Here is a 15820-nt window from a genome sequence, read left to right as displayed (position 1 = left end):
TTACAAATTTCGATATATAATCCATTGAAAAAGAGAACCAATGATTTTCCCGATCACCATAGCCATTAATAAAATGATGATATACCTAGACATATTCATTCGTTGAGCTAAAATAGGCAGAACGTTCAAAACCTCTGTTAGTCCTGCTGCAATCATTCCTATGAATATTCCTGCAAACAGTCCAAATATAACTGTGCTTAACGAAAAAAGATGAAAATTCCATTTATAAAAATCTGTAAACGTCCAAAATACGGCCCCAATCACAACAGCTGACTCATATAAGTAAAGAAATTTATTGGATCTAGTCAGCTGAGTTAATCTTGGCACAACATCTAAAACGGTCAAAAAAGCAACTAGACCGCTTCCTACGGCCAATCCACCTGACACACCAATAAAAACGACCAATCCATCACGGAATAGTTCCATCATCATCTGAACCACTTCGCTTATCATTCTTTTGAAATTGTTTTGTGATTAAAAATTGATTCATATTCTCTTTATATAAATACATCTCCAATTCAAGAGGTGAAGGCTCCTCGCTGAATTTTTTCTTGAAAAGACGATTAAAAAAAAGGATCATCCCGATCCCCAAACCCAGGGAATAAGGAATTTGCAACAACAAGGGAGATTCCTTCTCTTTTCCTGTTACAAATGTATAAATCTTTTGATGAACCTCCTCCATGCTTACATCTGCGTGAAAGTTCATAATGGCTAAACCAGATCCAACAAACAATAACAACCATACTAAAGCGATAAGAACAAAATTAGGAGAGGGTTTATTCTCCTCAAACTCTACAAAAACATGTGGTTCTCCAAAATATTCTATGGTCACCTCAGGGAGAACTTCTGTTACTTTTCTTATAATCATCATCAAATCAATGACTAAGTGACGTTCATCCTTAGGCTGTACGATGATTAACTGTTTTAGTGTATTTTCCCATTTAGGATCGATGATAATTTGGGCAATTTGTCCTAAATGAATTGGTTTTCCTTTGTCTAATCGGATTGACTTTCTTAACCGTAAATAAATGATTTGTTGATCGATGCTAATTACCACCACCCCTAACTTACCCCAAAAAAAGTGAAGTTAATTATCTGTTTTTTTCTCTTTTATAGTATGTACGTAAAAAAGCTCAGATAGTCATAATGCTATCTGAGCTTTAATCGTTCGTAATATTTTCTTTTCCAATCTAGAGACTTGTACCTGTGAAATTCCTAACCGCAGTGCAACCTCTGATTGTGTTTGATCCTTGTAATACCTTAAATAGACGATAAGCTGTTCTCGTTCACTTAATGACTGTATAGCTTCATTTAATGCAATATTCTCAAACCATTTATCCTGGGAATCATCTGATATCTGATCCATTAGTGTAATTGGGTCTCCATCATTTTCAAAGACAGTTTCATGAATGGATGAAGGCGGTTTATTTGCTTCCTGGGCAAAAACGACTTCTTCTGGGGTGACGTCTAGTTCCTCTGCTATTTCAGATATTGTAGGGATGCGATTTAAATTTTTGGTTAACTCATCTTTTATTTTCCTTACTTTATTAGCCATTTCCTTTAAAGAACGACTTACCTTCAAAGTACCATCATCTCTGAGAAAACGTTGTATCTCTCCTATAATCATCGGGACTGCATAAGTTGAAAATTTCACTTCATAAGTTAAATCAAATTTATCTACTGATTTTAATAACCCTATGCATCCAATTTGAAATAAATCATCTGGTTCATACCCTCGATTTAAAAACCGCTGTACAACAGACCACACTAAACGTATATTGCTATTTACCAATGTGTCCCTTGCTACAGAATCACCAGCTTGACTTAAAGCAATGAGTCTTCTGACTTCATCATCCTTCAGATATTTATGTGTCGTGTTATTCAATTCCACATCCATATTCATACCCCTAATTGTATAAAGCTTTTTTTGATTCAATCCGCTTCATCATTGTCAACTTTGTACCTTTTCCTAAGATTGATTTAACCTCGACTTTATCCATAAAATTTTCCATAATGGTAAAACCCATTCCTGATCTCTCCAATTCAGGTTTTGATGTATATAGCGGTTGTTTTGCCTCCTCAATATCTTTGATACCCAACCCTTCATCCTCAACTGTAATATAAACTGTATCTTCTTCGATTTTTGCAGAAATCGAGATCATTCCATCTGGTTTATTTTCATAACCATGAATGATTGAATTCGTCACAGCTTCAGAAACAACGGTTTTTATATCCGTTAATTCGTTCATTTTTGGATCAAGCTGTGATACAAACGCTGCAACTGTAATTCTTGCAAAAGCTTCATTTTCTGATTTACTAATAAACTGTAGAGACATATAATTATTTACATTCATGATACGACCCCCAAACTAGAAAGAGCCTGTTCAACATCTTCTTCGATCGTTAATATTTTAAACAAACCAGACATCTCAAACAGTCGGTATATAGAAGGACTTACGTTGCATACGACCATTTTTCCACCTTTGTTAGTAATTTGTTTATATCGGCCCAATATGACTCCTAACCCAGAGCTATCCATAAACGAGAGATCCTGTAAAACCAAAACAATGTGATTGCTTCCTTCCTGCTCAATGGCATTCTCCATCTTAGTTTTAAGCAATTCTGATGTATGATGATCAAGCTCACCTTGCAGCCTTACGATTAATGCTTCACCTTGATTAGATATCTGCAATTGCAGACTCATAGTTCTTCACTCCTTAATAAGCTGATGATGAAGCATTTCTACATTTCTTTTCATAAATCCTGCCGAACGACAAAACTAGAAAAGAACTTTGTTTTTTTGACATATTATGAGCTTGAACTTTTTTCCATTATTCTTTGTTGTTTTCTTCTATATTCTCGTTTTTATTTTCGCTATTGTCTTCTTGATTATTTTCGTTGTTCATATTATCAGGTTGATTTTCTGGTTGTTCTTCTTTCTTTTGAACAAATAAAACTTTTTCCACGGTTCGTTTTAAGATTTCCCAGTAACTTGCTTCTCTTACTTCCATAGGAGAATCAAGATCTATTTCTTTAATTTTGTTTTCATTCTGATAGATCGTTAATTTCCCAACTATTTGTCCTAAGTCTACCGGAGCCTTTAATTCAGGTTCTAATTCTATTTCATGCCTTATATTTTCCTTGGATTCGCCTTTTTTCATCAATACACTGTATTGTTGTTTTGCAACGATATCAATATTTCTAACGTCTCCTTTTTCAATTGGAATGGATCCGATCATTTCACCAGGTTTGAAAATAGGAAAATTAGTGTATTGTGAAAATGCATAATCAAACAGCTTGGATACTTCATAATTTCTTGATTTAGTCGTTGGTTCACCTAAAACAACAGCGATAACACGCATATCGTTTCTTTTGGCGGTAGCGGTCAAACAGTATTTTGCTTCACTAGTGTAGCCTGTTTTTAAACCATCTGCCCCTTGATAAAATCTAACTAACTTATTCGTGTTTACTAACCAAAAGGGATCATCTGTATCCTTGCGCAAATAATCTTGATACTTACTTGTGAATTGAGTGATTTCCTCATGTTTCAATAACTCTTTTGACATGATTGCAATATCATGTGCACTTGAATAATGTTCTGCAGCGGGAAGACCATTGCTGTTTACAAAATTAGTATTTTCTAGTCCCAGCTGTTTAGCACGATCATTCATCATTTGTACAAACATTTCTTCAGATCCTGCTATTTTTTCAGCCATTGCAACGGATGCATCATTACCAGAAGCCATCGCAATTCCCTTCAGCATATCTTCTACACTCATCTCTTCTCCAACTTCCAAAAAAATCTGTGATCCTCCCATAGATGCAGCCAGTTCACTAGTTCGAACCATTTCATCCTTTTGTATTTTTCCGCTATCAAGGGCTTCCATAATGAGCAGCATCGTCATGACTTTTGTGATGCTTGCTGGGGGTAAACGATCATGAGCATTTTTTTCAAAAATGATAGTCCCAGTATCTGCGTCCATCAGTATCGCAGAATGTGAATTGGGTGCTAAATCTATCTGCTCTTCAGGTTCATTTGCAATGAGTTGATTTGGGAATAGCATACTTATAAGTAACACGCTGCTTAAAAAATAGATTAAGTGTTTTCTGTACATTACATGTCTCCTCCTAGCATGAATTACTTGTATACAGTGTTTACTATTCTCATGTAAATTATTCCATATAAAAATAAAATGTTTATTTAAGAGACTTCTCAAATGTATATATAATATATTGCAATATTTAGTAACTAAAAGTAATATAATTACTAAGAAAATAAATAAATTTGAGTGAAGAATATAAAACAATGAAAGTGGACTTATGTAGAAGGAGGAGAAACAATGGGGAAGTTTTTAACAGAGCTTAATGAAGAGCTTGTTCATTTTATTCACAAACAACACATGTTCTTTACCGCAACAGCACCTTCCAATCAAGGAAGAATTAATTTATCACCAAAAGGTTATGACTGTTTAAAAATTATTAACACTAAATCTATCATCTATTTGGATTATGCAGGTAGTGGGAATGAAACTGCCAATCATATAAAAGATAATCAAAAGATCACACTTATGTGGAATAGTTTTGATCAAAAACCACTAATTTTACGAATTTATGGATATGGTGAAGTGATTGAGAAACATACGGAAAATTACCTTACATTAATGGAGGAATATTATCCAGAAATTGATCCAAATTCTGCAAGGCAAATCTTTAGAATAAGAATAGAAGCCGTTCAAACTAGCTGTGGATATGGAGTTCCGCTTATGGATTATAACGAAGATAGGGACGTCATGATGAAGTGGACGAATACCAAGGTCTCACAAGGAAAACTAGATGAATATATTGATAAACATGGAGCTAGATTAGATGAGAAGCATCCAATAAACAATAATGATATTTAATAAACTCGTAATTTAAATGAAAGAACACAAACTCCTAACGGAGTGTCTCGAAGAAAAGGAAGCAAGCGGTCTTCAACTAGGTACATAACATGAAATTTAAGATCGCTTTACTACCTTTTCATCAAGATCTTAACATTAAGTATTTAACTCATTCCCATTCTTTAAATCTTTCTTTTACTTTTTTCACGTTCCCTTTCATCATTGAATTTCCATCTCTATCTGTTTTTTTCTTCTGCCGTTCGTAGAAGCTGGCAAATCCTATGAGAATTAATCCTGCGACCAATAAGTAAACCCAAAATGGTGCATTTCCCCATAACGGTTTCGTTTGAATAAATAAATTCAACAATAATACCCCACTACCAATGAAAAAATATGATTTTATTTTATAATGTAATCCTCCCAATAATGAGATTAAGGATAATGTTCCTACTACAATTGCATCGTTTATAGTATGACTTAATTGAGCATCAACCACTAAAACAACAGCTACAATCAACGTGACCACAGCTTGAATCCATTTCATTTGTTTATGATTTTGCTTCCAAGTCAATTTTGATAATATTGCTGTTAATACAATCCACGGTAACACATAACTTTCTATCTCAATTAATTTCGGAATCTCTAAATTCATAATTAAAATATAATAAGGATATAAAATACTGATCCCTGTTAATGTTGTCATTATTTTTTTAGTTAGTCTTAATTCCACTCTTTTGATTTGAGAGAAAATCCAATAAACCATTAATAGTGCTGGAATTAACTGCATCCATAGAGAATCTTGAAATCCAATAAACGGATACAACATGACAAGATACAGTAATGAAATGAATGTATACCAATCTATATAAAGCTGATGAGCTCCTTTAATTGCTACAATGGATTTATAACATACTTCTCCTATAATTTTTAGTAAGATAAATCCTATCACACAAACTATAATCATAATCTGTTCACTTAATTGATACTGATATTGAATCAATAAGACAATAGATAACAATAATGGTATGAAATTCAATAAAGTCCATCTTCTTTGATGAAGTAAAAATAGAGTAAATGCAATATATATCATACCAATCACAACATTAGTTAAATCCGTATTTGCATTTTTTACAAGTGTTAAAATTCCAATCATAGATAACGGAATCAAATAAAAATCAATCCGTTTTCTCCAATCACTATTCACCAATAACCATAAAACCCCGATGATCATACTGGTTATAAATAGTGCGAAATCCAGTTGAATCGATGAACCATCTAAATCAATAATATTACAAACTACTAACAACATTAAGGTTGTAAAGGATAAATATAAAAACAGCTTTCTTCTCCACTCTTCATTTGATGTAATTACACTGTAGATATACACGAATAGAGCTAGAAAAAGTGTATTCGGATTTGAATCTTGAAGTACAAACAATAATAAACTAGCTACGATTGCAATAGGTAAATACAGTTGAGCAGTCCAAAAGAAATACGGATGTATGAATTCATATTTTTTACCGACCCATATACTCACAGTCAATAAAATAATTGAAATGATTAATAAATAGATGGACAAAGAAAGACTATTTATAATATTTATCGTTGATATCAATGACAAGAGGAACAACAAGCTTGTTATGCTTGGAAATACCCACAAACCATTCATTTTCAATCTCTTTGCTAATAAAATATACATACCTATTCCTACAAACAATAACGCAGGTCTAACAAACATTTTTTCTACATTAGGGTCTAATAAAAGAAATAACCCCGCTGTATATGCAACTTGTGAAATAAGGAAGGTAGTCAGACTTAAACTTTGCTCCTTCAATTTATTCCAAATATGACTTATACAAAGTAAAACCAGTGAGCAAACACTCAGATGAAATGGAAAACCTAATACCGCTTCATACCATCCTAACTTTAAATAATTTATAAAGTAATCAAAGCTAAAAATACCACTTAACAACCAGATTATAGGGATGAAAACAGCTATAATTTCACGTACATATATTTTTTGAATGGACTTATTAGTTGCAAATAATATGAAACCAAAGACAAGAAGCATAAGAGACACTTGGGTAATACTCTCATGAAATAGAGCCAATCCCATTGCAAAAATCATCGTCAGCATAGAAATGATCAAACTGCTTATTTTTATCGGTAAAGTTATCTTCCATTGATTGAACAAATAACAAAGGGCAAATATAACAACAGCATATCCGAATATATACATTTCAAAATACATCAAATTAATGAGATTATTAACAATCTCAAAGGATTCAAACCCAGCTACGATTAAAAAGATTGGGGTTAAATAGGAAAACAGTCTATGTTTTGTCTTATACGCAAGGTACAAGTAGTTTAATGAAATAAGAAGATATGCCATAAACATGAATTCTGATGGTTGATTCATTTGAAGTAAAATACCTTGAAGACTGATATAGATGAATGCAAAAAATGAAATGATTCCACTCGTATATTGAAACATCCTTTTTAAAAACTCATCCTTTTGCAATGCAAACTGAAGCCCAATAAATAAAAAACCAACTAGTGCGAAAAGAATAACATTAAACTGGTGTAAAAAAGAATTTTCAATGAATTGGTATATACCGTAAACTAATAACGCACTGAACACAAAATGATAATGTTTGGTTTGATATACAAAAACCATAGACATATATAATATCGCTGTTAGAATCACATTAAAACTATAAAACAGTTCATTTTCATAGATTATTAACATCAGAAGTGTACTTATAACTAAATTTAATTGTGCATAATTCGGCAGTTCCTTAAGGAATAATTGAATCTTTTGTAGTTTATACAATTTATGATAGCCAACTAATAAAACCGCATTATAAAACATGATTCCAAAATAAAAAGCATCATTTGTTAAATGCAGTGAAGCTATTAAGAATCCTATACTGATTGAAGAGGTTACTAAGCTAATCCATACAAATATTCTTGATTTGAATTTTTGCGATATCACTAAATACATTGGTAAGCAAATCAATGCAGCTATTCCAATAAACAAATACTTACCTTCTCCTGCTAGAGAAAACCATTCATTAAACAATTGAAAATAACCTATGGATAATATAACGATCGGAATAAACAAACTAGCTAAAGTTAAAAAAGCAAATGCTGTCTTCTCAATTTTTAATACTCTAAATGAAAACCAGCTTATGCCAAAGAACACTACAGAAACTAAAGCGATCGATATCATTTTCATTTCATTCGCCATTATACTCCAATTACTAGTTGCAACATATAAACCCCCTATTAATAGTAAAATGACACCTAAAATTAATGTCCAAGTAATGTTTCGATCTCTTATTTGTTCAGGCGATTTTTGTTTTTTAGGCTTTGGAGGTTTAACTTTCTTCGGAATGACGACTCCTATTTGATTATTATTACTTAATCGATTTGATTGTTCTTCTTTTTCGGGTGGAATAGGGCTTTCTGTAGGATTATATTCATCAATCGCTACCTTCGAAGCAGTTAAATTATTTTCAACTGAATATGCACCAAGGGTGTACCTATGATGAGCGTTTTTCACGTTTTCATATAATTCATCATGGATATATTCACCTTCTCTTAAAGCTTCCAATTCTTTATTAAAGATGATGGTTCGTTCTTTTTTAGAAACATGCTTCATTTTCACCATTCCTTCATATTGGAATCATTTCGTAAAACAACTCTATTATGGATGATGTTATCATAGACAGCTTTTGTAAATAAGTACTATATTTAAATAGTACCTAAAAAAAAACACCACCTCACATTCATCAGATGATGATTCTATCGTTAATCACATGCACGTGATTAAAACTCCACATGGTCAGGGTCTGGTCCAAGACGTTCGTTTCTATTTAATTTAGCAATTTGCTCAAGATCTTCCTCATCCAACTGAAAATCAAAAATATCAGCATTACTTCGTATACGTTCAGGTTTGATTGATTTAGGAATGGTCACCACTCCACTTTGCAAATCCCATCGTAAAATAACCTGTGCTACATTTTTTCCGTGTTTGTCTGCTATTGACTGTAATACTGGATCATGAAGTGACTTCCCTTGTGCGAAGGGACTCCATGCTTCCATTTGTATTTGTTTGGATTTACAATACGATAATAGATCAGGTTGTTGGTGATAAGGATGAAACTGAACCTGGTTCACCGCAGGGACAATCTCACTTTCACGAAAAATCCCATCAAGATGATGTGGTAGAAAATTACTCACTCCGATAGCTTTCACATATCCTTCTTGATACAACTTTTCAAGCGCTTTCCATGTTTCTAGATATTTATCTTTTACCACCCAATGAATTAAGTACAAATCCAAATAATCCATCTTTAATTTTTTCATACTTTCATTAAAAGCATTTAAGGTAGTATCGTACCCCTGCTCTGTATTCCATACCTTTGTTGTAATAAATAATTCATCTCGATCCATTCCGCAATTTTTTACCGCACTGCCTACCCCCTCTTCATTTCTATAGACTGCAGCAGTATCTATACTTCTATATCCACATTCGACAGCTGCATGAACAGCATTCTGTACTTCTTTTCCCTCAGCTGCTTTAAATACACCAAGTCCTAACCATGGCATTTCCACTCCATTATTTAGTGTGACATTTGATTGTATGTTCATTTTTGAACCTCTCTTTCCAGGAAATAACTTCATTTTAAAAGTGATGCGAGAACGATTTTGTTGGAACTTTGAATATGTAAAATTATAATTTTTTATGTGATATAAAAACAAGTAGTCAAATAAATTTGACTACTTTGCTTTGATATTCTTCATTCCTAGTTTTTTTTATGATCTGGTGAAATGATCCCATAATACAATATGGTCATAAACTGGTCTCTAATCGCATTGATATCTGTGATCCCTACTAAATTTTCAGGCTTAGAAAAAAACTGTTTGATGCTTGAAATAAAGAGGGTTAAAACATGTGGTGAAATATCCTTACGAATCTGACCTTTTTTCTGTGCTTCAAAAAGAAACTGTTCAAACCGAGGGAAAATCTCTTCTCTTTGATACGTTAATAATCTTTCTGCTTGTTTTGGATAATATTTCACTAAATCCATAATAAACTTTTCAGATATTTTATCTGTTCCTTCATAATGCTGAAGCTCCATTAACCCCTCTAAAGGATTATCTTCTGCATGGTCCAACATCTTATAAAAATCTGCTAGAACTTCTTCTACAATGTCATTTAATACTTGTTCAATTAACCCTTCTTTATTCGTGAAATATTTGTATATCGTCATTTTAGAAGCAGGGACTTCTTCACCAATCTGTTCTAAGCTAGTTTCCTGCAACCCTTGCTCCATAAAAAGTTCCTTAGCTTTTTTAAGAATTTGTTCTTTTTTACGACTCAATGAAGATGTCCTCCTAATATTGCTACATCGTAATATCTCTTCGTACAAATATAATATTGCCTATTACTATCCCGGCAAAATATATTCCTAATGTAATCAATATACCAGGCATTGTCAAACTAGATTCCAGTACAATTTGTTTTGTATCAAACATAGAAAACAGGCTGAAGTCTGCCATCCAATTCAACTTCTCATTTAAAGATGAAAGCATATTCAGCAAGAAGGATACAAGAACTATCCCTACACCTAATGATATGGCAGCCCGCTCTGACGATAAGATTGAAGTAATGGCATAACCAACTCCTGCAAAAGCTAAACTTATGAAATATGCCCCTAACATCAACACCAAGACTGTACCTGGAGATTCAATACTGCTGAAAAGAAATCCAAAGATAAAAACTATGAGTAAATTTACAAGAGAAATCATCGTAATTTGAATGAATTGAGTTAAAACTTTATGCAAAAAAATACTAGTTCTACTATAAGGCAAAGTAAACAAAAATTCTCCTGTTTGCTGGTCCTTTTCTTTAGAAATGCTAGTCGCTGCCCAGATTCCTGAGAAAGCACCTAATAATAATACAGTAAACATATAAGGCTCTCCAGCCATCCAGCCTTCAAAAGTTGTCATTAATTCAGCATCCATACCAAAAGCATCCAGTAATCCTTGCGGCATTGTTTTTAACATATCTATCATAAGTTCATTGCTAAGGTACATATCCGCCATTCCTGCAAACATGGCACTAAATAATAAAATGACAGAACCGCTAATAAAAAAACTTCGTCTATTTAAAAATAACTCATTGCGAATCAAGTTCATTTTCATCACTTTCCACCCTCTTCCTTTTCATAATATTCCATAAACAATTCTTCCAAGGTAGGTTTGTGAATCGAAATATCTTGTATAGCATTTTGAGAAATGTGTTGAAGTGCATTGTGAATTTCTTTTTGTACAGTTAAATGATGAATACCATTTTGGAAAGTTACAGATGAATCAATTTGTTTCAAGTCATATTTTTCAATCATATTTCCTGATTTAGCAAACTGAACTTCAATTGTCCGTTTTTTAGATTCCTGTATTTCACTTACTTTCGAGGTACGAATAATCTCTCCATTTCGGATAATCGCCACTCTGTCACATACTTTTTCTACTTCAGATAGTACGTGGGTTGAGAAAAATATGGTCATTCCCGTTCCATTCAGTTCCTTCAAGAGATCAAAAAAGGAGTGCTGCATTAAAGGGTCCAACCCAGAGGTTGGCTCGTCTAATATCAGTAGTTTAGGCTTGTGTAATAAGGTTTGAAGAATACCTAACTTCTTTCTGTTTCCTAAAGAATAGGATTTCACTTTTTTAGACATATCAAAGTTTAATAATTCCGCATATTCTTTCGTAGAGGTCTCCTTTAGTTGTATATCATTCGCTCTTGCAGCAAATTCTAAAACTTGTTTTCCTGTCATATCCTTATAGTAATTTATTTCTGATGGTAAATACCCAATGTTTTTTCGCAAAACAGACTGTTCAGTTGATAATGACTGATTTAGCACTTTAATTTCTCCAGAAGTTGGATTAATTAATTGCATTAACATCCGTATTGTCGTAGACTTTCCTGCTCCATTGGGTCCAATAAAGCCAAAGATCTCGCCTTCTCGTACGTCGAGGTTAATGTTCGAAACGCCTTTATGTTTCCCATAGTATTTCGTTAAATTCTTGGTGGAAATTGCACTCATGACCCTCTCCCCCTCATTCATTAAATAATACTTTATTTAATTTCAAGTATATTATATCACTTAATAAATGCAAAAATCAATATATAAATGTACTTTTATTAAAATTAAGTACATTTATATAAAATTGGAAGTATTAATAGCTTCCTTAACTACGCACTTTCACTCTGCTGATGATATACAAGCTGTCTATACACAGAGCCATTCTCAAGCAATTCTTCATGTGTTCCACGTTCTACAATCTGCCCCTTGTCCATAACTAAGATCACATCCGCATTTTTAACTGTTGACAGTCTATGTGCAATAATAATCGTCGTTTTACCTCTTCTCAGTTGATCAATCGTTTCTTGCAACTCTCGTTCTGTCGTTAAATCTAGTGCAGATGTAGCCTCATCCAAAATTAAAATTTCAGGATCACGCATTAATGTCCTAGCAATAGCCACACGTTGACGTTGACCTCCAGACAGTGTAATCCCACGATCTCCAATTCCAGTATCGTATTGTTCAGGCAAGCTCATAATATATTCGTGAATTTGTGCGGCTTGACAGCTTTCAATCATTTTAGATTCTGGTACATCTTCCATTCCTAAACACAAATTATTCCGAATTGTATCTGGAAACAAGTACGGCTCTTGGAATACTATGCCTACTCGATCTATCCAATCACTCCGTTTCCACTTGTGCAACGGCATACCGTTTACAATAATTTCGCCTGACACAGGTTCAAAAAATCTGATCAGAAGTTGAGAAATTGTTGATTTTCCACCACCGCTTAAACCGACAATCGCTATTTTTTTGCCTATGGGGAATTGAAAGTGAAGATCATGCAGCACTTTACTATGATTTTCTTCATAAGAAAAGCTCACATTATTAAAATGAATTTCGTGAATAGGGTTTTGCAGTTCTTCTACTCCATCTTCCCAACGATCCTTTTCCATTACATTTCGAAGACGATCAACACTGGCATTGTTAACCGACATTTGCATGACGAAATTAAAGAAGCCTTGAATAAATTGCACAAACTGTGCACCAAACTGAAACATGATGACAAACATTCCGATAGACAGTTGATCTTGTAATACTAAATAACCACCGTATCCTAAAATTAATAATCGAACTCCCCAATTTAAAGGTTCACTAGAGATCATTTGCAAATTTTCTAGTTTTCCTTCTTTCATTACCTTCTCAAAATAGTTTCCAAATATCGAACGATATAACTTCTCTTCCCACTTTAAACGATGATAGGCGATCACTTCTCTCGTTGACGAGATCCCTTCCTCTAAATGCACTAGTAATTGAGATTTTGCCTCTTGGACTTCTCTAGCTGCTTTTCTGATCCTTTTTGTAAAAACCCTGCTTAAAAAAACGTACAATATCGTGATTACTAAACAAAATATGAGCATAGGTGGGCTTGCTATACCAATAATGACTATTAAAAATAAGGCTGAAAATATTTGTTGGATTCCTCTTGGCATCTGCTGTCCAATCATATCGCTCACTTTATATATATCTTCTGTAATATGATGTACATAGGTTGCCGTACGCTCCTTTTGCAGTATAGCTGTAGGAATTTTATACATATAGTCCATAAATTGCTGTGATAAACGTTTTTGAATTTTGGCTGTAGTAATATGCATAGCATGAGGTGCAAACGTAAAAAGAAGAGCATAAGCAATAAATACAAACGCAAAAAGCAAAATAATTCCCAATACTTTATCGTATTGTTTTGCCAACAATACATCGTCAATCAACAGCTGCTGCAATCCGACCATAGACAACAAAAATAATGATTCAAATATCATGAGAACAGCAGCTAATAAAAATAGCCATTTCACAGGTAAAATATACTGTTTAAAATACTTTAAATTATTCATACGACTGCTGCTCCTCTCTTCTTTTCATTTTCTCCTGCCACTAAATCATAGTAATTTTTCCTTTTATTCACTAATTCATTATGTGTGCCGACCTCAATGATTCTCCCATCACTGATTACCGCGATTTCATCATAATCTTGCACAGTTGAAAGTCGATGAGCCACTGTAATCGTTGTTCTTCCATAAAGCAATTTGTCGAGTGCTGCTTGCACTTCCTTTTCACTGGCATTATCCAATGCCGAAGTAGCTTCATCCAAAAGAACGATCGTGGGATTTTTTAAAAACAAACGCGCAATCGATATACGTTGCTTTTGACCTCCAGAAAGCTTAATGCCTCTTTCTCCTAACAAAGTATCATATCCGTTATCTAATTCCATAATAAAATCATGGGCATAAGCTGCTTTCGCCGCAGCAATGACTTCTTCCTCACTCGCATCAGGTCGTCCAAACAAAATATTGTCACGAACTGAAGCACCAAACAAATAAGTTTCCTGAAAAACATAACCTATCGTCTCTCTTAAATCTGCAAAAGATAGTTTATTTAGTGGTATCCCATCTAAACAAATGTCACCTTGCTGCGGGTCGTAAAAACGAACCATTAATTTTAATATTGTCGACTTCCCATTTCCACTTGTACCTACCAATGCAATCCGTTTACCTGATTCTATATGTAAATTAAAATTTTCTAGTACTTTAGGTCCAGCAACATAGCGAAAGCCTACATTATGAAAGCTAATTTCTCCTTTTGGATTTTGTAGCTGAATCGGGTCTGAAGCTTCCTTCACTTCTGGTTCTGTTTTAATAAAACGGTATATTTTTTCAGCTTGTCCCATCAATAGTTTTTGTTCCGTTATGATCGTTATCACTACTGTAATTGTCTGCATCACTTGAAAATAGTACATTAAAAAAGCAGCCATTCCACCAATCGATAACAAACTATTTTGCACCAAATAAATCCCATATATAATAATTGCAACTCCGCCTATATAATAGGACAATCTTCTGATCGTTCCTCTCCAATAAGCAAACCAAAGTGTTTTTACACGAGTATCCATATAAGTTTGAAGTATACCCATAAACCTTTGTCGATCCCACACTTCGGCATTGTGCGCTCTAAGCTCTGATAAGGCAGAGATGCTTTCATAGGATTTTTGATTTAAAGCCACCCGATCATTAGCCAATTGTTTTGCTAGTAATGCGGCTTTCTTTTCAAAATATGGACCTACCAAATAGTAGAGGAGCAAACATGGAATCATAATCAGCGTCAATTGAACACTAATTGAGAGCATAACAGCAACTGAAATAAGCGAAACTATACTATTTCTAATTAATCCTAAAAACAACCATTTAAAAAATTCTTGTAAAGATGCTACTTCCGTATTCATAAAAGCTAAGCTTTCTCCAATCGGGCGTTGTTCAAAGTAAGCAAATCCCATCGTTCTCAAATGTTTGAAAATATCAAATTGAAGATCTCTAGCTGCTTTTTCTTGAAAAGATCGCTGCAAAAGATTTTGCAGTGCCATGAACCCGAACATCACTAATAATAGTGACGTGAATCCGGCAATAAGCCACCAGAACATAGAAATATCATGATTTGGGTAAATATCATCAATAAAATATTGCACACCTTTTGGAATAGAAACTTGTATTGAGGTTACAATTAATCCACTAATGACTAACAAAGACAGCAGACCTATATAGGGTCTAACATACGATAGTACCCAAAAATAGACAGAACGCAAAGGAACTTTATCTTGCTTCTGTTTATCAGTTGTTGTTGTTGAAAAGTTTGTCTCCATGTACTCTCCTCTTTTCTCAAAATAAATCCAAGTCTTTTTCTATAATAAACCAATAATATAACATAAATAGAAGAAGAGGAACCCTCCTTTGTTTAGAAAGTTCCTCTTCTATCCCACTTATCAACAATCATTTACTATACTGCTTTAGCAATCTT

The 15820-nt window shown here is 33.6% G+C and carries 14 protein-coding genes; 1 reads left to right on the top strand and 13 read right to left on the bottom strand.

What is annotated here, in order from left to right; translation table 11 throughout:
* From Q5Y73_RS06460 to Q5Y73_RS06435, 6 genes are all read right to left on the bottom strand, one after another.
* Positions 1-429 carry a stage V sporulation protein AB gene (locus Q5Y73_RS06460; RefSeq protein WP_305991041.1) on the bottom strand — a complete coding sequence of 143 codons (429 nt, stop codon included), beginning with the start codon at positions 427-429 and terminating at the stop codon, positions 1-3.
* Positions 410-1060 carry a stage V sporulation protein AA gene (locus Q5Y73_RS06455; protein WP_371320167.1) on the bottom strand — a complete coding sequence of 217 codons (651 nt, stop codon included), beginning with the start codon at positions 1058-1060 and terminating at the stop codon, positions 410-412. The genes Q5Y73_RS06460 and Q5Y73_RS06455 overlap by 20 nt, the downstream gene beginning before the upstream one ends.
* Positions 1061-1141: 81 nt before the next feature.
* Entirely contained in the window at positions 1142-1897 is a 756-nt protein-coding gene (sigF, locus tag Q5Y73_RS06450) for an RNA polymerase sporulation sigma factor SigF (protein WP_305991040.1), read from the bottom strand.
* A gap of 10 nt (positions 1898-1907) precedes the next feature.
* A complete protein-coding gene (gene spoIIAB / locus Q5Y73_RS06445; protein ID WP_305991039.1) occupies positions 1908-2354 on the bottom strand; it encodes an anti-sigma F factor in 447 nt (148 codons plus the stop codon).
* Positions 2351-2704, bottom strand: a complete 354-nt coding sequence (gene spoIIAA, locus Q5Y73_RS06440; RefSeq protein WP_305991038.1) for an anti-sigma F factor antagonist — start codon at positions 2702-2704, stop codon at positions 2351-2353. The genes spoIIAB and spoIIAA overlap by 4 nt, the downstream gene beginning before the upstream one ends.
* Before the next feature lie 127 nt (positions 2705-2831).
* Positions 2832-4115, bottom strand: coding sequence for a D-alanyl-D-alanine carboxypeptidase family protein (locus tag Q5Y73_RS06435; RefSeq protein WP_371320166.1), 1284 nt, complete (start codon positions 4113-4115; stop codon positions 2832-2834).
* 225 nt (positions 4116-4340) lie between these two features.
* Here Q5Y73_RS06435 and Q5Y73_RS06430 point away from each other — a divergent pair, with 225 nt between their 5' ends.
* Positions 4341-4901, top strand: a complete 561-nt coding sequence (locus Q5Y73_RS06430) for a pyridoxamine 5'-phosphate oxidase family protein (protein ID WP_305991037.1) — start codon at positions 4341-4343, stop codon at positions 4899-4901.
* A gap of 148 nt (positions 4902-5049) precedes the next feature.
* On the opposite strand, the gene Q5Y73_RS06425 is transcribed toward Q5Y73_RS06430, so the two are convergent.
* The 7 genes from Q5Y73_RS06425 to Q5Y73_RS06395 all read right to left on the bottom strand — a co-directional run bounded on the left by Q5Y73_RS06425 (position 5050) and on the right by Q5Y73_RS06395 (position 15665).
* Positions 5050-8544 carry an SCO7613 C-terminal domain-containing membrane protein gene (locus Q5Y73_RS06425; RefSeq protein ID WP_305991036.1) on the bottom strand — a complete coding sequence of 1165 codons (3495 nt, stop codon included), beginning with the start codon at positions 8542-8544 and terminating at the stop codon, positions 5050-5052.
* 167 nt (positions 8545-8711) lie between these two features.
* Positions 8712-9536, bottom strand: coding sequence for an aldo/keto reductase (locus Q5Y73_RS06420; RefSeq protein ID WP_305991035.1), 825 nt, complete (start codon positions 9534-9536; stop codon positions 8712-8714).
* Positions 9537-9691: 155 nt separating this feature from the next.
* Positions 9692-10270, bottom strand: coding sequence for a TetR/AcrR family transcriptional regulator (locus Q5Y73_RS06415; protein ID WP_305991034.1), 579 nt, complete (start codon positions 10268-10270; stop codon positions 9692-9694).
* 22 nt (positions 10271-10292) lie between these two features.
* Positions 10293-11093, bottom strand: coding sequence for a DUF2705 family protein (locus Q5Y73_RS06410; protein ID WP_305991033.1), 801 nt, complete (start codon positions 11091-11093; stop codon positions 10293-10295).
* The gene (locus Q5Y73_RS06405; protein WP_305991032.1) at positions 11093-11995 is read right to left on the bottom strand and encodes an ABC transporter ATP-binding protein; all 903 of its coding nucleotides are present in this window, start codon (positions 11993-11995) and stop codon (positions 11093-11095) included. Before Q5Y73_RS06405 ends, Q5Y73_RS06410 begins: the two co-directional genes overlap by 1 nt.
* 149 nt (positions 11996-12144) lie before the next feature.
* Entirely contained in the window at positions 12145-13866 is a 1722-nt protein-coding gene (locus Q5Y73_RS06400) for an ABC transporter ATP-binding protein (protein WP_305991031.1), read from the bottom strand.
* Positions 13863-15665, bottom strand: a complete 1803-nt coding sequence (locus Q5Y73_RS06395) for an ABC transporter ATP-binding protein (RefSeq protein WP_305991030.1) — start codon at positions 15663-15665, stop codon at positions 13863-13865. The genes Q5Y73_RS06400 and Q5Y73_RS06395 overlap by 4 nt, the downstream gene beginning before the upstream one ends.
* Between the last annotated feature and the right edge of the window lie 155 nt (positions 15666-15820).

It is taken from the genome of Chengkuizengella axinellae, assembly GCF_030730905.1.
Lineage (GTDB): Bacteria > Bacillota > Bacilli > Paenibacillales > KCTC-33759 > Chengkuizengella > Chengkuizengella axinellae.
This window is presented reverse-complemented; position numbering and strand designations above follow the sequence as displayed.